Here is a 20,111-nt window from a genome sequence, read left to right as displayed (position 1 = left end):
GGGAGTGTTTCGTATATATTAGTTTTTGCCTAATACTTCGTTCCAATCAATTGTTCCATTTTTCACTTGATCACGTTTTTCTTTGTCCATAATATCAGATGGACGATCGCCATTTGGCCAATCTTTTTCAGGTGTTGGATAAGAGTCGCGGTCTTGTGACAAGATGAACGCTGCTAAGTCAGCTGCTTCTTGGTCTGACAATGAGTTTTCTTGCCCGATTGGCATGTTACGTTGAATGTATCCTGCCATTTTGCCCATACGTGCGAGTCCTGCTCCATCGTTAAATGAACCTGAACCCCAAAGGGCTGGACCTGTGTTCGAACCTGTTCCTGAACCGTCACCTGCGTGACATGCGATACAAGATTGATTGTACAATTGTTCTCCTGCATCTACATCTGGAACTGGTACATCATCCATATTGTTAAGGTGACGCCAGTCTAATTCAGCACCGACTGGAATTCCTTCTGAAATGTAAGTTAAGTAAGCGACCATCGCTTTTAAGTCTGGATCATTCGCTTCGAATTTTTGACCGTTCATACTACGAATCATACAACCGTTAATACGGTCTTCTAAAGTAACAATTTTGCCTGAACGTGGGATGTACATTGGATACACGGCAGATACACCGACCATTGATGAAGAATGCTCATCCATACCTGCACCTGCGTGACAGCTTGTACACGATAATTCGTTGACGAGTTTCTCACCATCTTCTGGTGTCGCTGCTTCACTGCGTAATACTTCTGATGTGTTATTCGTTAATTCATAACCTCGTAAAATCGCTTCACCTAATGGACCTTCTGGCACGTCATCAAGTGATGGCGGGTTGTGCGCAATCTTTCCTCCCGCTACTGGTGCAGGTGCTGTTGTTTCTTCTCCACCTGCCACTTCTTCTGTTTCTTTCGGCGCTTCAGCACGTTTCTCTTTTGCCACTTGCATACCGAACATGGACAATACCATAATTAAGCCGAGTACGAAAATACTTGCTATTAATGGAATTGGTAAACCTTTTTTGTTATTCATTCGTGTAACCTCCTTTTATCTCTTTCTGTTACCTTCAAATTATCACACTTTTTACGATAGCGTCTATGCCTTTTTCACAATACAAAGGAGATTGCTTATAAAGTTTTGACATTTCAATTACAGACTTTTAAACATCAGTCGATTATTCATACTTTCTTCACTTATGATGGGATACTTTTATTTATAAAAGGACTTTCGGTCATCCTTAATAATATTTATTCTATATTAGTTATATAGATGATAATAATAATCAATTATGAGTGTTTTTAAGCGTCATTTCATTCAATTTCATGTAAAATAAGAAATATAGATAGGAGGTTTTTTATGTTTTTAGCATGGAATGAAATTAGACGCAATAAGTTACGATTCTTTCTCATTACAGGGGTGCTCATGCTCGTTGCATATCTCGTCTTCTTTTTATCTGGGCTCGCTACTGGACTTCAAACATTGAATCGAGAAGCGGTTGATTCCTGGAAAGCGGATGCGATTGTATTAACAGATGAGGCGGACAAAAGTTTGTTGCAATCGATTATGCCAGCGGACAAAGAATCAAAATTAAAAGCAGATGCCGTCGCTCCCATTGGACAACTTAATGCGATTGCCAACAATGACGGAGAAAAGCAAAATATTTCTTTATTCGCCATCGATCCTACTTCTTTTATCATGCCTGACATTATTGAAGGAAAATCATTTAAAAACAAATATGAAGTTGTCGCAAGTGAAACTTTGAAATCTGAAGACTTCACAATTGGAGATAAAGTGAAGTTATCAGGATCCGATGATGAATTGACGATTGTCGGTTTTATAACATCGGCACGCTTCAACGCAGCTCCTGTACTTTATACCAATTTCGATACGTTTTATTCTATTAAATACGGTGAAGCGAGCGAGACGAACAATACAAAGTTGAACGGGTTCGTCGTTCAATCGGATGATGTTGACAACATTACAAAGGACTCTACATTAGAAGCCATTCCAATTGAAAGCTTTATCGAAAAATTACCAGGTTATTCCGAACAAAACATGACATTGAACTTTATGATTTATTTCTTACTCGTCATTTCAGCAGTGATTGTTGCGATTTTCTTATACGTACTCACTGTCCAAAAAATCAATATTTTCGGCGTGATGAAAGCGCAAGGAATCTCTAGTGCTTACTTAGCACGTTCCGTAGTAGCGCAAACGTTTATTTTAGCTTTCGTCGGAGTAGCGATTGGACTCGGACTCGCCCTACTCACTGGAGAATTTTTGCCTAACGCTGTTCCTGTAACATTTGATTTACCAATTTTACTCACATACGGTGCAATCTTTGTCGTAGTCGCAATTTTAGGTTCATTATTCTCCGTGCGTACCATCGTCAAAATTGATCCATTGAAAGCGATAGGAGGTTAAAACGATGACAGTTTTACAATTACGTAATGTTTCAAAGTCGTATAATGACGGTTCTAAAACAATCGAAGCATTAAAGCCAACTAATTTCGAAGCGGAACGCGGCAAATTAATTGCGATTATCGGACCGTCTGGATCTGGTAAAAGTACATTTCTCACAATCGTCGGGGGGCTATTAAGTCCGACGTCAGGTGAAGTCATTATTAACGGACGTTCTTTATCTCGATTAAATGAAAAAAAGCGTTCAAAATTACGCCTCGAAGAAATCGGATTCATTTTGCAAGCTTCGAATACGGTACCTTTTTTAAAAGTGAAAGACCAATTTAAATTAATGGATCGCGTCAAACAAAAAAATATGAGAGCGAATCATTTAAAACAGTTAATGAGCGATCTCGGTATTTTGAAATTAAAAAATAAATACCCAACTGATTTATCAGGTGGTGAGCGACAACGGTTAGCGATTGCACGAGCGTTGTACACGAATCCTTCCGTTATTTTAGCTGACGAACCGACCGCTTCTCTCGATTCTGAACGCGCTTTCGAGGTGATGGAATTACTCCAGAAGGAAACGAAAAATAAAAACACGACGACGATTGTCGTCACACACGATACACGTTTACTCGATTACTTCGATCACGTCTACAATATGACAGACGGAGTATTAACTCAAGAGCGGTGAACTACCCACCACTTAGTTAACCTTACGGTCTACTTGAAGTGGGGGCTTCTCGCTTCCACGAACATAGCTTGCAAGCAAGTCTTATGTGTTCTCCACGAGCGTGAATTCGGGGCATTCCAACCCTACTGATACGCAATGTTTTTAGTACCTTGGATATTTTACGCATACGAGGGGCTTGGTTTTCGCTCTTATTTCCGTATGCAACTCCATATATCCAGTTGTCAAAGAACATTATGTCTATATTTTACCAAATTCTTTGGCTAAAGCCAACCGAAATTCATCTCCCACCTACTCATTGGTGCTATTCGCACCTTCACACTCCTTGAGGATGGGAGACTTCTTTCGGAAATCCGTTAAATGATAAAGAACTCCTCTTTCCATTTTGGATTGAGGAGTTCTTTATCATTTATTATTTAATTACTTTCACAACGTCTTCAAATGGTAAAAATTCACGTTTCGCTGCTTCTTCATCTTTCGCACCGAATGGAATTTGTGCGATTAAACGCCACTCTTTCGGAATGTCCCACTCCGCAGCTACTTTCTCGTCAATTAACGGATTGTAGTGCTGAATCGATGCACCGAGTCCTGCTTCTTCAAGCAATAACCACGTCGCATACTGCAAAATTCCTGTTCCTTCGTCCGACCAGTTAATGAATGAATCTGCATATAAAGGAGCGTTTTGACGCATTTGTTCTAATGTTGCGTCGTCTTCGAAAAAGAGAATCGTACCGTTTCCGTTACGGTAACCTGCTAAGCGCTCTTCTGTCGCTGAGAAGTCTTCTGCTGGTACAACTTTACGAAGTTCTTCCTCGACGATTGACCATAATTTTTCATTATCTTCATCCATTACGAGTACCATACGTCCACTTTGCATATTGAATGCTGATGGTGCATACACTGCTTTTTGAAGTAATTGTTCCATTTGTTCTTTCGTTACGTTTGGATCCTTTTTCACACGTCGAATTGAACGACGCTCTTGAATTGCTGCTGATACTGATTTCGTTGTCATGATGAAACCTCCGTTATATGTTTTGTTGTAGGGACGAAAGCGAATACTGTTTTCAAGTCGCTTGCGATAAATGTCGTTACGCTCATCGCGATTAAAGCGAATTCCAATTCACATCCGTCTAAAAAGCCGAGTGGTCCTTTCACTGTGAAAATAGCACCTAACATGATGAAGACGAATAAAGCAGAAATGATTTTCGTTAATACGCCGAATACGAGCAAGACACCGCCAACTAATTCAATTGTAGCAACGATGTATGCTAAAAAGCTAGGAATTGATATCGTTTCAAAAAAGGCTGCCGTTCCTCAAATTCCTCCCGCAAATTTTGCGCCACCGTGAATGGCAAAAATGAGTCCTAAACTAATACGAATGACGACGAGTGCTAATGTTTGCTTATTCATGACGCTTCACCTCGTTCTGTCACGACGCTAAATCGTTCATTTACATGTTGACGGTTTTCAATTTCGTCATATAGTGCGATGACGTAATCTCCCATACTTGTATAACTTTCGCCCGCTTCATTGACGAAAAATTCATCGCCACCTGTCACATAATGACCAGTGCGTTCCCCTGGTTCAAACAATGCACCCGGACTAACATATGTCCAATCGATTCCTTCACTCGCTTCAAAAATACGTAATGCACGCTCATGCCCTTTCGCCGTCGGTAAAAATACTTCTCGGAAATCGGGTGTGTCAGCTAACATCGTATCTCCGATCAGTAAACTACCCGCACCTCCGACGACGACGAGTCGCGTTTTTGTTCCTTGAAGGATCTCGATGAAATGAGTCGCAACGTCTGCGAATAATGACTCTTTCCCTGACTCCGCTCCAAATGCACTAATGACGGCGTCAAATGATTCCACATCTTTCTTCGTCAACTGTAATACATCCTTCTCCACTAATGACACCGGGGCCTCTAACTACTTATTTGCGTCACGTACAAACCCCGTTATATCGTATCCTCTTCTTACTCCCTCATCTACCGCTAAGCGTCCTACTCGACCTGTCGCTCCGACTACTGCGATTCTCATCTCAAACTCCTTCTTCTTGTAACCGCTTCAGTTACATGTTAGGTGTGAAAAATGATTGGCATTTCCGACTATTTTTAACGCATATCGTCGATAATGTCACTCACTGTTTTCCCAGCTAATACTTTCTCCATCGCTTCTTGCGCTTCTCCAAATGTAACATCAAGTGCTTTTTGGATATTACGCCCAACCGGACAAGCAACATTCGGCTTCTCATGCATCGAAAATAATTCATCTTGATGAATGACCGCATTATAAATTTCAAGCAATGTCGTTTCAGAAGGACATTTGACAAGTTCGACACCTGCTACTCCTTGTGAAGTGCGTACGATATTTTCTTTTTTTAATAAACCGATAATGCGACGAATAACGACGGGATTTGTGTTCACACTACCCGCGATCCATTCAGAAGACATTTGTTCATTCGGATTGGATGCGATAAGAGAAATGATATGAATCGCTACAGAAAAGCGTGTGTTGATCATTTCGTCCACCACCTATGTAACCATCATAGTTACATGTAAAAGAAATGTCAAACGAATATGCTCACTTTATTTGATCTCCGCGTTTTTTAGACAGTTCCAAAACTACTACAAACGTTGTGATTTCAACCTTTACATGAAAAAATGTACGATGAAAAATTTCATCGTACATTCGAATATTAGTATGCTCGACCGAACCAAACGGTATGTTGTGACGGTTTACCACAGTTAATACATACTTCTTTTTCTGCTGGTGGATTAAATGGAATGTTGCGTGATGTGAATTTCGTTTCTGTTTGAACGTTCGCTTCACAATCATCATCGCCACACCATCCTGCGAGTATCCAACCTGGGATTTCTCCCGCTTGTTGTTTCGCTTCGATATGTGCTTTTAAATCTTCCATCGTATCGACATTCAAATGTGAATGTTCCGCACGGAATTCGCGTGCTTTTTCGAGGAGACGTCCTTGCATCGTGTTGAGCTCTGCGACGATTGTGTCGACGATACCTTCTAATGGTACTTGACGCTTTTCATCTTCGTCACGCGCTTTTAACATCGCTGCATCCTTCTCTAAATCACGTGGTCCAAGCTCAATACGAACCGGCACACCTTTCAATTCCCACTCGTTAAACTTATATCCTGGTGATTGATCTGAATCGTCAAGACGCACACGTACTCCTTGTGCTTTTAAAGCCGCGAATACTTCGTCTAATTTTTCGACGATTGCCGGGTTTTTCTTCCATGGTCCAACTGGGATTAAAACGACTTGTGTCGGTGCGACACGTGGTGGTAAAACGAGCCCTTGCTCATCGCCGTGCACCATAATCATCGAACCGATCAAGCGCGTTGAAGTTCCCCATGATGTCGTGTGGACATATTCGTGTTTATTTTCTTTCGTTAAATATTTAATGTCGAACGCTTCAGCGAATTTCGTTCCAAGATAGTGAGACGTTCCGGCTTGTACCGCTTTTCCGTCTTTCATCATCGCTTCGATTGAATACGTATCAACCGCTCCAGCAAATCGCTCAGACGGTGTTTTTTGTCCATCATATACTGGAATTGCTAATAGTTCTTCGACGACCTCTTTATAAATTTCAAGCATTTTCATCGTTTCTTCACGTGCTTCTTCTTCATCTACGTGAGCCGTATGCCCTTCTTGCCAGAGGAATTCTGACGTACGGATGAATGGGAGTGTTTTCTTTTCCCAACGGAAGACGTTCGCCCATTGGTTAATGAGCACTGGAAGGTCACGATAGCTTTTAATCCAGTCTGAATAAAGGTGACCGATCATCGTTTCAGATGTCGGACGAAGTGCGAGACGCTCTTCTAATTTTTCTCCTGCAGCTTCTGTCACCCAAGGGAGTTCTGGTGAGAATCCTTCGATATGATCTTTTTCTTTTTGGAAGAAGTTTTCTGGAATTAACATTGGGAAGTACGCGTTACGGTGACCCGTTTCTTTAAAACGACGGTCCATTTCCGCTTGAATATGCTCCCAAATTTCATAGCCGTCTGGTTTAAATGCGATACAACCGCGCACTGGCGTGTAATCCATTAAATCCGCTTGTTGAATCGTGCGAATGTACCAACTTGTAAAATCGTTTTTCTGTTCTGACATGATTAAAAATCCTCCTCTTCATTAAAAAAAGCACAGTCCGCCCTTGAAGTTAAGGACGTCTATGCATTGTAGACGTGGTACCACCTTGATTTAGCTAATGATCTAGCCCTCAGGTTGCCTCATAACGTTGGCAAGACGTACAGTCTCCGTCGATAGGGTTCAGGATGAGGGATGTATAACGCTCTCAGCAATGCGCCACTCTCTGTTCATTTCAATCCTTACTTAGTCGCTTCAATGACTCTTATATCAACGTTACTATACCAAATTTTCATTCATTTCACAATGCTGTATCGTTTACACACTGACAATGTCTAATAGTTTCGCACGCACCGCTACACGCTGCTTCCCTGAAATGGTACACGTAATCATCGTCAACTCATCAATACCTTCACGATCATCTAAAACGTGTACATCTGTCGCTTCGATAACGTCGCGATCAGTAATTTGATAAATATACTTTGTAGAACCTACATGCAAATACACTTCTTCTCCAATAGGAACTTCTGCTAAATTACTAAAATGACGTCCATCACGATATCCACGATGACCTGCTATTGTAAAGTTCCCTTCTCCTGGTGTTTGGTTTTCTTTAATTTGTGTAAGAGCGACGTTTAAGTTATGTGTTGTCGTCGTATCCAGCACTTTATGACGAATGTTTAAATAAGGAATTTCTAATTCCATGACATTGCGAATTTCATCTTCCGTAAACGGTAAATTGTCAATTTCGCTTAAATCGATATCTTCTCCTTCATCTGCGGACATGATCAGTTCCATCGCTTCTTCTAACGCACGCACTTCTTTATTTTGCTCGTACTCCATATAAAAAGGATAAGCGATTAATCCAATCCCTACAAAAATAATGACAATACCCATCCATTTCTTCATCATTCAATCTCCTCTTTTAATATCCTCTTTCTCTTATATCGTACTAAAATTATTCGATTAGATAGCCTTTTCGTTTCATTGTATACAATACGGTTATTCAACGCATCTTTTAAACTCAAAAAAGCCTCCTTCATTAAAAATGAAAGAGGTCTTTTATCATTTAGATAATAATTCAGGTAAGAATAAGCTTAGCTGCGGGATAAATGTCACGAGTAAAAGGATAATAATTAAAGACATAAAGATAGGGAAGAAATATTTCAATGATTCTTCGAAACGAATCTTGGCGATATTCGAAGCGATGAAAATATTAATGCCCAATGGTGGCGTAATTAATCCTAATGACAAGTTAATGCTCACGATAATACCGAAATGAATCGGATCGATTCCTAAAGGTAACACGATCGGCAACAATAACGGAACAAATAATAACACTGCCGCGACTGTTTCCATAAACATTCCGACAAGCAATAAGAAAATATTAATTAAAATTAAAATGATAATTGGATTCGTTGTAAAATCAGCAATGACCATCGCAATATATTGTGGAATCTGTTTTAAAGCGAGGACTTTTCCGAAAAATGATGCCGCACTGACGAAAATCATGATCGTTCCAGAAACTTTTGCCGCTCTTAAAAAGACTTCCATCAATTCGCTAACTTTAAATTCTTTATAAACGAATACACTAATGATTAAACTATAGACAACTGCTACTACAGCCGCTTCTGTCGGCGTTACCCAACCATTGTAAATTCCACCAAGAATAATAACTGGTGCAAGCAATGCCCATTTCGCTTCATTTAATGACTTCCAGAAACTTTGCTTTACAAAGTTCTCAGAACCACCAAATCCTTCTTTTTTCGAAATGATATAGTTGATCGTCACTAAGGCAACCGCCATTAATACACCTGGAATTAATCCTGCAATGAACATATCACCGATGGAAACCCCAGCCATCACTCCATATAAAATGAAGATGATACTCGGTGGAATGATTGGACCGAGTGATCCCGAACTCGCTGCGATAGAAGCTGCATAGGCAGGCGTGTATCCATTTTTCAACATGTAAGGAATTGTGATCGCTCCGATACTCGCAACCGTTGCAGCTCCTGAACCAGAAATCGCCGCAAAAATGAAGCTTGCGATAATCGTAATTAAACCGAGACTTCCTGTAATCGAACCGACGAGGTTTTGAACGAATTCAATTAAACGTTTCGCAATCCCGCCCGTACTCATAATTTCTCCAGCTAAAATGAAGAAAGGAATCGCAAGTAAAGGGAAGGAATCACTCGCTCCAAACGTCGACTGAACGAAGAATGAAAGAGGAATCGAACCTTCCATAAGAACAACAACCATACCAGAAATGGCTAACCCGATTGCAATCGGGATATTAACGAATAAAGTAATGAGGAAAACGACTAAAATCGTAAGTAAAGTAAATGCCATCTATTTTTCCTCCCCTTCTATATAACCTTCTTCAGCTAAATCATTGGCCACTTCTAAGTAAGGGTCTTTGAACGCTTGAATAATTTGAACGAATAATCGTACCGACATGAGTGCATATCCAAGTGGAATTCCGAAATAGACAACGGACATCGGTAATTTTAATGCAGCCGATACAGAACTCGACATCGTCATCGCATACGTCACGCCTAAATACGAGACGAACAATGAAAAGACAAGCCAAATACATTTCCCAAAAATATTAACATACTTTCGAATTTCTAACGGAATTAAACGATTTAACGCTTCTACTCGAATGTGAGCACGCTCCGTTACCGCATAACTCATACTGATAAAAATAAACCAAATAAAGAGATAACGTGACAATTCTTCAGACCACGATAACGAGGCATTGAAAACATATCTGAAAACAAACCCAATAAACATAACAATTGTCATTGACAATAATAAGAAGAATGAAAGATAGGCCTCAATCGGTCGTTTCTTTTTATTCATACTCCTCCTCCTATCTGAATAAGGAACTTGCATACGAAAATTCATATGCAAGTTGCCGATCAATTATTTATTCAATTCTTCGATTGCTTTGTCGTACACATCTTTTCCAATTTCATTAATATGTTTATCAATGACAGGCGCGACCACTTTTTTAAATTCTTCTTTTTGGTCTTCTGTTAATTCTGTAACTGTCACACCTTCTGCCTTCATACCTTCAACCGCTTCTTTTTCTGCTTCGATTGATAATTCACGCGCATATTTTATATACTCCGCTGTCGCTTCTTCTAAAATGCTTTTTTGCTCATCTGTTAAACGCTCGTAAAGATCGCCATTAATCATCAATACGTGCGGGAGTAATACATGATTCGTCAATGTCAAATGTTTATTGATCTCAAAGAAACGGTCTCCATAAATTAATGGTGTCGTCGTTGAAACGCCATCAATCGCCCCTTGTTGTAATCCTGTGAATACTTCTGTGTATGAAAGTGGCGTCGGATTTGCACCCATTGCTGCTAATGAATCTAAATGTAAATCTGCTGCTGAACTTCTAATTTTCAAACCTTTTAAATCAGCTGGTGTCGAGACGTCTTTTTTACCGTTCAAAATAGAATAAAAGCCTAAGTCAATAAAGCCTAATACTTTTAAATTATTATTTTTGGCAACTTCTTCTTTCAATCCTTCACCGAATTCACCATCTAATAAATTGTAAAACGACTCCCGATTGTCAATTAACAAAGGCATATCGAATAATTTAAAACCGTTTACGCCTGTTGTATTCGCTGTTCCGTAAGCAGATGATGTTGAAATTTCAATTGAACCACTTTTTAAAGCTTCTACAATTCCATCATCTGATCCGACTAACGTACCGCCATTGTAAATTTCTACAGCGAATTGTCCTTTTCCTTTTTCTTCTAATACTTCTTTAAATTTCACATATCCTTGATTTAAGAAGTTACCCTCATCTACTTGGTTCGCCATGCGAATTTTAATAACTTCGCCTTCTGCTCCCTCTGCCCCTTCTTTATCTGAACATGCTGCTAACACTGTCATTAATACCGTAACGAGTAACAATACTTTAAATTTTTGTAATGTGTTTTTCATTTTCTTTTCTCCTTTTAATGGTTCATGCGAGATTGTCCACCATCTACGGTTAAACAAGCGCCTACGATCCATGATGATTTTTCTGATGCTAAAAATGTGACGACATTTGCGATTTCCTCTGGTGTACCGAGACGATTGGCTGGAATTTCATTAAAAATGAAATTTTGAACCGAAGATTCATTTTCTTTCATTCGTTGATCCCATACACCATCACTGTGGAAGACGCTTCCTGGTGCAATACAGTTAACGCGTACACCATGTGGAATCAGTTCATTCGATAATGATTTTGAGAAGCTAATTAATGCCGCTTTTGCATTGTTATAAGTGACTAGTCCACCGCTTTCTCGTCCATACACTGAGGCGATGTTAATAATGGCACCACTTTCTTTTCGAACCATATGTGATGCAAATCGCTTACTAAAATCAACGGCTTGGAAATAATTAAATTCAAATGCTTCACGAAATTGCTCTAAATCGGTTTCTTGTGTTGTTGAACCGCTACTGCCGCCCACGTTATTGACGAGGACATCAATCGTTCCATAGTCGCTCATATATTGCTCGACAAGTTGCGCACGTTCCTCCGGATTCATGACGTCTAATGTGTAGACTTGTATTCCTTCGTGAGCTTGTTGGAATGCTTCTGCCGCTTCTTTACGCCGGCCTGTTACCGAGACATTCGCTCCTTCTTGCTGCAGCATGAGAGCGATTGCTTTCCCGATTCCACGCGTACCGCCTGTAATTAATACGTTGCTCCCTTTTAATTGTAAATCCATTTTTTCGCCTCTTCTCTCTCTTTATCTACCGGTGAACCCACCGTCAATTGGGATGATGGCACCTGTTACATAATCCGATAAATCCGATGCTAAAAACTTTAATAAGCCGCCGATTTCTTCAGGTTTTCCAAGACGTTGTTTCGGCACTCGATCCAAAATACTTGCCAGTCGTTTAGGATCGTTCTTAATATGATTGTTTAAACGTGTATCGAAATATCCTGGGGCAATCGCGTTCACACAAATTCCATCTTTCGCCCATTCATTCGACAATGATTTTGTCAATAAAGCAATGGCACCCTTACTTGCGGAGTATGCTGATGCATGAAAGCCCCCTTGGAAAGATAGAACCGAGGCGATATTAATAATTTTTCCAGAGCGTTGCGCGATCATATCGTTCGCAGCGCACTTTGATAATTCAAAAACCGCTTCTGTGTTCACTTTAAATATTTTTTCAAAATCGAGACGTGATAATTCAGTTGCTGCGCCCGCTTTATGAATGCCTGCATTGTTCACTAAAATATCAACAGAACCCCCTAAATGATAAAGGGCTTCTTCGTAATAGTGAGCGATATTTTCTGTGTTCGATAAGTCCGCTTGAAGGCCTGTCACAACATGTCCTGAAGCGTTCATCTCTGCCACGACGTCAGCAAGCTCCGGCGCAATGTCGAGTATACAAACTGTTACTCCTTCTTCGAGAAGCGCCTCCACAAGTGCTCGACCGATTCCGTGTGTCGCTCCTGTTACGATTGCTTTTTTACCCGTTAATTGAAAGCTCATCGCGTTCCACTCCTAAATGTATTCCAATACTTCAATGACATATCCGTCTGGATCGCGTAAATAAATGGCTTTCGACCCAGCATGTCTCCCTGACGTAATTTGGACGACATGTTCTGAAATAATATCTGTATTTCTTCGTTGAAGATGCTCATACATCGCATCTAAATTTTCAACGTGTAAACAAATATGACCTGTTCCGTAATGACTGTGCAAACTTGAACCGTCCTCAATTGTTTCACCGTGGTATTCAAGCAATTCCACAATTTGCCCATCCGGTGTTTGTAAAAAAGCGAGTTCGATTTTTTCTAATCCTTGGATATTGACTAAGTCGTAAATATATGGTTTATCATTCGTTTGTAACCGCACGAGCTCCAATCCGAGACTGTTCTCGTAAAAATCGATGGAGCGTTTTAAATCTTTCACCGTAATACCACTATGAACAAAGCCTTTTAATTTCCAATCCATCTCCATCTACCTTTCACAGTTCCAATTGAAATAATGTTTTATACCCTTCGCGTCGTCTCATCGTTTGGAATGCTTCTTCCCAATCATCGAGTGAAAAAATATTCGTAATGAGAGGTGCGACTTGAACTTTTTTCGTTTCAAGCAATTGTAAAGCAATCTCCCATGAGCGAGGCGTCGTTGCGAAACCGTTCGTATATGAAATTTCTTTCGTCAACAATAAGTCTGCATCGAATGGTATTTTCTTTCCGAATAATCCTAATTGAATATATAAGCCGGATTTTTTACAGTACGCGATGCAATCGTTCGCGGAGTATTCATTTCCTGCACATTCCACGACAACATCGAACTGTTCGATATATTGCTCTTTATCATCTGTATAGAAAGTGTGATGCGCGCCGAATGTACTCGCTTCTTTTAAACGCTGTTCGTCCATTTTCGTTCCAACAATCGTCACGTTCGCTCCTTGTGAACGGGCAACGAGTGCCGCTAACATGCCTAATGTGCCAGGCCCTGAAATTAATACATCATCCCCAGCACGAACAGCTCCTCTTTCCACTAAACATCGCACAGCACATGCAAGTGGCTCGGTCAGCGCTGCTTCTTGCAAAGAAAGATGATCTGGAATTTTGTATACCGCATGTTCAGGAACGATGATGTACTCAGCAAATGCTCCGTCCACAAAGGAACCAATTGACTGGCGCTCCTCACACAGCATCGGAGTTTGTTGTTGGCAGTACCCACATACGCCACACGTATGAACAGCCGTTAAAGAGACGACTCGTTCTCCGATCTCTACATCTTGAACAGAAGCTCCAATTTGTTCGACTGTCCCTGCGTATTCATGTCCTAACGTCACCGGTGTACGATGGCGGTATTCATTATCGATAATATGCAAATCCGTTCCACAAATTCCGGCATAATGCACTTTAATTAATACTTCGTTTGCCGCTACGTCACGCAACGGTTGTGTGACGAGCGTGAATTGTTTGTCATTTAATTTTCTAAGCGCTTTCAAATGAACTCACTTCTTTCTTATAAAGGCTTTGTCTCCATTGAAATATACTTTTCTTCTAAGTAATCTTGGATTCCTTGACGACCACCTTCACGGCCGAAACCACTTTCTTTTATTCCACCGAACGGTGCTTGTGCAGCGCTTGGCATCGGGTCATTTAAACCAATAATTCCAAATTGGAGTTTCTCTGTCACATATGTCGCTTTATCGATATTGCTCGTGTAGACGTAAGCAGCTAATCCGTAATTTGTCGAATTCGCAATCGCAATGACATCATCCAAATGGGTAAATCCTGAAATAGGTGCGAGCGGACCGAATGTTTCCTCTTGCATCACGAGCATGTCTTCCGTCACATCGGATAAAACAGTCGGTTCAAAGAAGAATCCTGTCGATACGTCGAGATTGCCTCCAACTTCTACTTTTGCACCTTTTTCCACTGCGTCTTGCACTTGACTATGCACTTTTTCGACACTTTCTCTTGAAACGAGCGGACCGATATCGACTTCCTCTGAAAGACTATGTCCCATTTTCAATTGCTTTGTTTTTTCGACGAGACGTGCTGTAAATGCTTCTTTCACGCTTTCTTGCACGTAAATACGATTGGTGCATACGCATGTTTGACCTGAGTTTCTAAACTTGCTCAACAATGCGCCTTCTGCTGCGCGATCTAAATCCGCGTCTTCCAAAACGATGAACGGTGCATGACCACCGAGTTCGAGTGATAATTTTTTTAATGTTTTCGCTGACTGCACGACGAGTTCTTTTCCGATTTCTGTCGATCCAGTGAAAGATACTTTACGCACGATTGGACTATCGAAAATCGCTTTTGAAATTTCGCTCGTGGATCCTGCGATAACGTTCACAACGCCATTTGGAATGCCTACTGTTTCAACCATTTTCGCAAAAGCGAGCGCTGTTAATACGCCTTGTTTCGCTGGCTTTACGATACATGTACACCCTGCTGCTAAAGCGGGACCAACTTTACGTGTCAACATGCCAATCGGGAAGTTCCACGGTGTGATTGCAGCAACGACACCAATTGGTTGCTTAATGACCATCAATCTTTTAGATGCAGATGAAGCAGGGATCGTTTCACCGTAAATACGCTTCGCCTCCTCTGCATACCAGCGGAGATAGCTCGCAGCGTAATGAACTTCACCTACAGCTTCTATATACGCTTTGCCCATTTCTGAACTGATAATTTTTGCCATATTTTCTTTTTCATCTAACAGCAATTGTTCGAGGCGAATTAAGTAGTCTGCACGCTCATATGCTGTTAAAGCAGACCAACCTTCCAATGCGCGATCTGCTGCTTCAATCGCTAAATCAGCTTCCTTCTTTCCAGCGCTTGGAATACTTGCAAGCACTTCTTGAGTTGAAGGGTTAATAATGTCAAACGTACGACCATCGATATGATCGATCCATTGACCGTCGATAAATAATGCTTGTTCTTTCATTTTGTCGTCTCCATTCTTCGTTTAGCGAGCGAGCACGCCGCCATCTACTGGGATGATTGTTCCTGTCACATAATCCGATAAGTCTGATGCTAAAAAGCACACGACTTTTGCGACATCTTCTGGCGTTCCCCAACGCTCTGCTGGAATGCGTTCAGATACTTCTACGGAACGTTTTGCGTCCGCTTTTAAATCGGTATTCATATCTGTTTCAATATAGCCAGGCGCTACTGCATTCACTTGAATATTATGTTTAGCATATTCATTGGAGAATGATTTTGTAAGTTGCGCGATAGCCCCTTTACTAGAAGAGTAGGCAACCGCATGGAAGCCTCCTAAAAATGAAAGCAAAGAGCCGAAATTGATAATCTTACCGCCACCATGTTTCGTCATGAGTGCCACCGCATGTTTCGACATTTGAAAAACCGACATGACATTGATGGACATCGTTTTTTCAAAGTCGAAAGTGCTCGTTTCTGAAATCGGTTGTCTCTTAATAATGCCTGCACTATTCACTAAGACATCCACTTTTTCGTAACGCGCTTTCACATCTTCCCATAAGTGATCGATGTGATCTTCATTCGATAAATCGCAAATGACTGCTTCTACGCGAACATTGTCGTTTTTTAATTGTTCCGCCACTTGAAACACAGCTTCTGAACGGTCGACTAAAATGAGTTGAGCTCCTAATTGCCCCAGTTGATGGGCAATGGCTTTTCCAATTCCGTTCGCAGCTCCCGTAACGAGAGCCGTCTTATTATTAAAATTCATTCCATTTCCTCCTAGCTATGAATTCCTTGATTCAAATATTTATTCGCCACTTCATCGATCACTTCTGTAATGGATGGGTGAGCGACTGTAATATCCGCTAGTTCCTCAATCGTTCCTTCTAATTGCATGACAGCCGTTGGATAACCGATAATTTCAGTGACGTCAGGGCCGAACATAGTCACGCCTAAAACTTCACCGTATTGCGTATCGACAAAAATTTTGACGAAGCCATCCGTTTGATCTTTCGTCATCGCTTTTCCATTACCTGCGAATGAATACGTTTCTCCCCGATAGGCGATATGTTCTTCTTTCAATTGTTCTTCGGTATAGCCGACACTCGCCACTTGATCAAGCGTGTAGACGCAACGAGGAATTTTTTTGTAATCGAGATTATTTTCTTTTCCTAACCACGTATCAACGAGTGCGAGACCTTCTGCGCTAGCTACATGAGCAAGCGGCATACGACCGACGACATCGCCAATTGCAAAAATAGATGGAATCGCTGTTGCAAATTGGTCGTTCACTTGTAGTTTGCCGCCTTCCACTGGAAGTGCTAAGTTTTGTACGACTTCGAGATTCGCTTTTCTACCCGTCGCTACAAGAAGACGAGCACTTTCAATCACTGCATCATTTGCTAAATGAACCCGAAACATTTCATCCACATGCTCACATCGTTCCACAGAATGTCCGATATGGAATTGAATGCCTCGTTTTGCTAACTTTCTCTGTAAAGCTTTTGAAATTTCTTGATCTTCTAACATTAAAATACGGGGAGCTACTTCAATAATCGTCACTTTTGTCCCGAGTGCGGAAAAAATTTCCGCCATTTCTACACCGATAACCCCGCCACCGATAATCGTTAAAGATGCCGGCACTTCATTCGATTCAAATATCGTATCTGTCGTATCGTAAGCGATGTCCATCAATCCTGGAATTGGCGGTACAGAAGGTGTACTTCCTGTCGCAATAACGATACGTTTCGATTGTACAGTTTCTGATTTTTCACTCTTTTTGACGATGATTTCATGTTCTCCTACTACTTGCGCTTCTCCACGAATGAGATCGATTTTCCCTTTGGATAACAACATTTGAACGCCGTTTCTCAAATTTTGAATGATCGATGCGCGACGTTTTTGCATCTTGCCATATTCTAATTTTTCAACTTCACAAAAGATGCCCCAGTCTTTCACACTCTCGATTTTGCGGATGATGGATGCGTGTTCTAGCATCGCTTTTGATGGAATACATCCTGTATTTAAACAAGTGCCTCCTAATTCTCCCTTTTCGATAAGCGCTGTTTTAAAACCTTTTTGTGCGGCGCGAATGGCTGTAACATAGCCACCCGGACCACCTCCGATTACGACGACATCATACATAGTCATTCCTCCGTTTCTAAACCAATAAAGATAATGGCTCTTCCAATAAGTTTTTCACTTCAGAAATAAATGCGGCGGCTGGTGCGCCATCGATGAGTCGATGATCGAATGAAAGGCTGAGCGTCATCATATCGCGAATAGCAATTTCATCGCCTACGACTTTCGGTTTCTTTTCGATTGTACCGACGCCTAAAATCGCTGCATTCGGCTGATTAATAATTGGTGTGAACCCTTGAATCGCATATTTTCCTAAATTGCTCACCGTAAATGTACTTCCTTGCATATGCGCCGCTGTTAATTTATTTTCTTTCGACTTTTGAATTAATTCGCGCGCTTCGCTCATCACTTCTTGAATCGATAATTCATTCGCGTGCTGAATGACAGGGACGACGAGACTATTTTCTGTATCTACTGCAAAGCCGACATGAATATCAGCATGTTGCACGATATGGTCATCAATTAATGACACATTGATATTCGGATGTTTTTCTAAAGCTAATGCACAAGCTTTAATGATGAGATCATTGTAAGATACACGGATTTGAATGCGTTTTTCGATAACAGGTAAAAGTTCCGTTCTTAATTTCACGCAGTTTGTCATATCTACTTCACTATGCAATGTGACGTGTGGCGCAGTATAGAATGACTTTGAAAGATTATCAGCGACAACTTTACGAATGCCTTTAAATGGCGTTTTCACTTCTTCTCGAGCGGTTGATGTCGAACCGAGTACGTCGCGCTTTGTAATTTTTCCATTATGGCCTGAGCCTGTCACTTGTGTGACATCGACTCCGTTTTGCGCGACAATATTTTGCGCCAATGGTGTCATCTTCGGTGTAATGCTCGCCTGTTGGGCTACATCTTCTAAATGAACGCGACCTCGCGGACCAGAACCTTTCACATTCGCTAAGTCAATCCCTTGACGAGCTGCTTCTTTACGCGCAGCTGGTGTTGCCAATACGACCTCGCTTGATTCATTTGAAACAACCGATTGCTCTTGCTTCGCTTCTTCTACTTTTGGAGTCGAAGCTTGTGTAGGAGTGGTCACTTCTACTTGATCGATGCTTTCCCCTTCTTCTCCGAGATACCCAATCGGTTCATTCACGCCGATTGCCGTTCCTTCAGGATAGAGCTGTTTCAATAAGTAGCCTGACGTTTCTGCTTCAAGCTCTAAAATAATTTTATCTGTCTGGATTTCAGCAATCGGGTCGCCTTCTTCAACGAAGCCACCTTCTTCAATCATCCAACTGACGATTGTACCTTCTTCCATCGTTGCGCCTAATTTTGGCATAAAAATCGTTTCAGCCATCTCTTTTCCCCTCCCTTACACTTCTTTATTAATAATGCGTTGTGCTTCTCGTAAAATGTCTTCTACTTGAGGTACAGCATATTTCTCTAAATTCGGGTTATAAGGGATCGGTGTTTCTTTTCCGCCGAGACGACGAATCGGTGCATCTAAATAGTCAAATGCTTCACTTTCAGCAATCGTACTAATAATTTCTGTACCGAAACCTCCTCGTTGAACAGCCTCATACACGACTAATAATTTTCTCGTCTTCTTCACAGACTCTAAAATTGTCTTCGTATCTAAAGGGACCAATGTTCGCGGATCGATGACTTCTACGGAAATGCCTTGTTCTTTCAATGTTTCTGCTGCTTCTAATGAACGTTGTACCATAATACCTGTTGCAACAATTGTTAAATCATTTCCTTCTTTAGCAACATTTGCTACCCCAAATGGAATCGAATATTCTTCTTCAGGAACTTCACCTTTTACATTGTAAAGCAATTTGTGTTCATAGAACAGGACAGGATTGTCATTATCGATTGCTGTTTTCATTAGCCCCTTTGCATCGTAAGCATTAGACGGTTGCACGATAAATAGTCCTGGAACATGTGCCATCCATGCTTCTAAGCTTTGGGAGTGTTGCGCCGCAAACCCTGCGCCTGATCCACCTGGTAAGCGTACAACAACTGGCACTTTCGCTTTGCCACCAAACATGTAACGTGTTTTCGCTGCTTGGTTTACGATATTGTCAAGAGCAATCATAATGAAGTCCGAAAACTGAATTTCTAAAATCGGACGCATACCTGTCATAGCCGCTCCTACCGCCGCTCCACTAATCGCAGCTTCTGAAATTGGCGTATTGCGCACGCGTTCTGGACCGAATTCTTCCACCATGCCATTCGTTAACCCGAATGCACCGCCGTAAATCCCGATGTCCTCTCCCATAATAAATACATCTTCGTTTCCTCTCATCGCTTGAGACATCGATTCTCGAATTGCCTCTGAATACGTAATTTCTCTCATTATTC

Annotated in this window: 20 protein-coding genes and 1 pseudogene; 2 read left to right on the top strand and 19 right to left on the bottom strand. The window is 41.1% G+C overall.

Annotated features, from left to right (window positions below):
- Window positions 1-18: 18 nt before the first annotated feature.
- Window positions 19-1,023 carry a c-type cytochrome gene (locus ACFQ0V_RS00180; RefSeq protein ID WP_381008541.1) on the bottom strand — a complete coding sequence of 335 codons (1,005 nt, stop codon included), beginning with the start codon at window positions 1,021-1,023 and terminating at the stop codon, window positions 19-21.
- A 324-nt stretch (window positions 1,024-1,347) separates the two neighbouring features.
- On the opposite strand from ACFQ0V_RS00180, the gene ACFQ0V_RS00175 reads away from it, so the two are divergent.
- Together ACFQ0V_RS00175 and ACFQ0V_RS00170 are read left to right on the top strand one after the other, a co-directional pair.
- A complete protein-coding gene (locus ACFQ0V_RS00175; RefSeq protein WP_381008539.1) occupies window positions 1,348-2,415 on the top strand; it encodes an ABC transporter permease in 1,068 nt (355 codons plus the stop codon).
- A 4-nt stretch (window positions 2,416-2,419) separates the two neighbouring features.
- Window positions 2,420-3,091 carry an ABC transporter ATP-binding protein gene (locus ACFQ0V_RS00170; RefSeq protein WP_194563024.1) on the top strand — a complete coding sequence of 224 codons (672 nt, stop codon included), beginning with the start codon at window positions 2,420-2,422 and terminating at the stop codon, window positions 3,089-3,091.
- 409 nt (window positions 3,092-3,500) lie between these two features.
- On the opposite strand, the gene ACFQ0V_RS00165 is transcribed toward ACFQ0V_RS00170, so the two are convergent.
- From ACFQ0V_RS00165 to ACFQ0V_RS00080, 18 genes and pseudogenes are all read right to left on the bottom strand, one after another.
- The gene (locus tag ACFQ0V_RS00165) at window positions 3,501-4,100 is read right to left on the bottom strand and encodes a nitroreductase family protein (RefSeq protein WP_381008537.1); all 600 of its coding nucleotides are present in this window, start codon (window positions 4,098-4,100) and stop codon (window positions 3,501-3,503) included.
- Window positions 4,097-4,390: pseudogene (locus ACFQ0V_RS00160) on the bottom strand (DoxX family protein); the annotation flags it as partial. The pseudogene ACFQ0V_RS00160 and the gene ACFQ0V_RS00165, both read right to left, overlap by 4 nt.
- Before the next feature lie 104 nt (window positions 4,391-4,494).
- The gene (locus ACFQ0V_RS00155; protein ID WP_381008805.1) at window positions 4,495-4,998 is read right to left on the bottom strand and encodes an NAD(P)-dependent oxidoreductase; all 504 of its coding nucleotides are present in this window, start codon (window positions 4,996-4,998) and stop codon (window positions 4,495-4,497) included.
- Window positions 4,999-5,204: 206 nt separating this feature from the next.
- Window positions 5,205-5,612, bottom strand: coding sequence for an Rrf2 family transcriptional regulator (locus ACFQ0V_RS00150; protein WP_381008535.1), 408 nt, complete (start codon window positions 5,610-5,612; stop codon window positions 5,205-5,207).
- 176 nt (window positions 5,613-5,788) lie between these two features.
- Window positions 5,789-7,225: a proline--tRNA ligase gene (proS, locus tag ACFQ0V_RS00145; RefSeq protein ID WP_381008533.1), complete on the bottom strand. Its 1,437-nt coding sequence runs from the start codon at window positions 7,223-7,225 to the stop codon at window positions 5,789-5,791.
- Window positions 7,226-7,519: 294 nt separating this feature from the next.
- Window positions 7,520-8,110 (bottom strand): class D sortase, encoded by a 591-nt coding sequence (locus tag ACFQ0V_RS00140; RefSeq protein ID WP_381008532.1) that lies wholly within the window; start codon window positions 8,108-8,110, stop codon window positions 7,520-7,522.
- Window positions 8,111-8,266: 156 nt separating this feature from the next.
- On the bottom strand, window positions 8,267-9,553 hold the full coding sequence (locus ACFQ0V_RS00135; RefSeq protein ID WP_194563033.1) for a TRAP transporter large permease: 1,287 nt from the start codon (window positions 9,551-9,553) through the stop codon (window positions 8,267-8,269).
- Complete coding sequence (locus tag ACFQ0V_RS00130) at window positions 9,554-10,066, bottom strand: TRAP transporter small permease (RefSeq protein ID WP_381008530.1); 513 nt, start codon at window positions 10,064-10,066, stop codon at window positions 9,554-9,556. It lies immediately after the preceding gene.
- Window positions 10,067-10,129: 63 nt separating this feature from the next.
- Complete coding sequence (locus ACFQ0V_RS00125) at window positions 10,130-11,167, bottom strand: TRAP transporter substrate-binding protein (protein WP_194563035.1); 1,038 nt, start codon at window positions 11,165-11,167, stop codon at window positions 10,130-10,132.
- Window positions 11,168-11,181: 14 nt separating this feature from the next.
- A complete protein-coding gene (locus ACFQ0V_RS00120; protein WP_381008528.1) occupies window positions 11,182-11,940 on the bottom strand; it encodes an SDR family NAD(P)-dependent oxidoreductase in 759 nt (252 codons plus the stop codon).
- Window positions 11,941-11,961: 21 nt separating this feature from the next.
- On the bottom strand, window positions 11,962-12,717 hold the full coding sequence (locus tag ACFQ0V_RS00115) for an SDR family NAD(P)-dependent oxidoreductase (RefSeq protein ID WP_381008526.1): 756 nt from the start codon (window positions 12,715-12,717) through the stop codon (window positions 11,962-11,964).
- 12 nt (window positions 12,718-12,729) lie between these two features.
- Entirely contained in the window at window positions 12,730-13,182 is a 453-nt protein-coding gene (locus ACFQ0V_RS00110) for a VOC family protein (RefSeq protein ID WP_194563038.1), read from the bottom strand.
- Between the two features lie 13 nt (window positions 13,183-13,195).
- Window positions 13,196-14,197: a zinc-dependent alcohol dehydrogenase gene (locus ACFQ0V_RS00105; RefSeq protein WP_381008525.1), complete on the bottom strand. Its 1,002-nt coding sequence runs from the start codon at window positions 14,195-14,197 to the stop codon at window positions 13,196-13,198.
- 17 nt (window positions 14,198-14,214) lie between these two features.
- A complete protein-coding gene (locus ACFQ0V_RS00100; RefSeq protein ID WP_381008523.1) occupies window positions 14,215-15,651 on the bottom strand; it encodes an NAD-dependent succinate-semialdehyde dehydrogenase in 1,437 nt (478 codons plus the stop codon).
- A 21-nt stretch (window positions 15,652-15,672) separates the two neighbouring features.
- The gene (locus ACFQ0V_RS00095) at window positions 15,673-16,419 is read right to left on the bottom strand and encodes an SDR family NAD(P)-dependent oxidoreductase (RefSeq protein WP_194563041.1); all 747 of its coding nucleotides are present in this window, start codon (window positions 16,417-16,419) and stop codon (window positions 15,673-15,675) included.
- Between the two features lie 11 nt (window positions 16,420-16,430).
- Entirely contained in the window at window positions 16,431-17,795 is a 1,365-nt protein-coding gene (gene lpdA / locus ACFQ0V_RS00090) for a dihydrolipoyl dehydrogenase (RefSeq protein ID WP_381008521.1), read from the bottom strand.
- Window positions 17,796-17,811: 16 nt separating this feature from the next.
- Window positions 17,812-19,104 carry a dihydrolipoamide acetyltransferase family protein gene (locus tag ACFQ0V_RS00085; protein WP_194563043.1) on the bottom strand — a complete coding sequence of 431 codons (1,293 nt, stop codon included), beginning with the start codon at window positions 19,102-19,104 and terminating at the stop codon, window positions 17,812-17,814.
- Between the two features lie 15 nt (window positions 19,105-19,119).
- Window positions 19,120-20,106, bottom strand: coding sequence for an alpha-ketoacid dehydrogenase subunit beta (locus tag ACFQ0V_RS00080; protein ID WP_194563044.1), 987 nt, complete (start codon window positions 20,104-20,106; stop codon window positions 19,120-19,122).
- Window positions 20,107-20,111: the final 5 nt, after the last annotated feature.

Source organism: Savagea faecisuis (genome assembly GCF_042675605.1).
In the GTDB taxonomy this organism is placed as follows: domain Bacteria; phylum Bacillota; class Bacilli; order Bacillales_A; family Planococcaceae; genus Savagea; species Savagea faecisuis.
The sequence above is the reverse complement of the archived record's forward strand: the minus strand, read 5'-3'. Positions and strand labels throughout refer to the sequence as shown.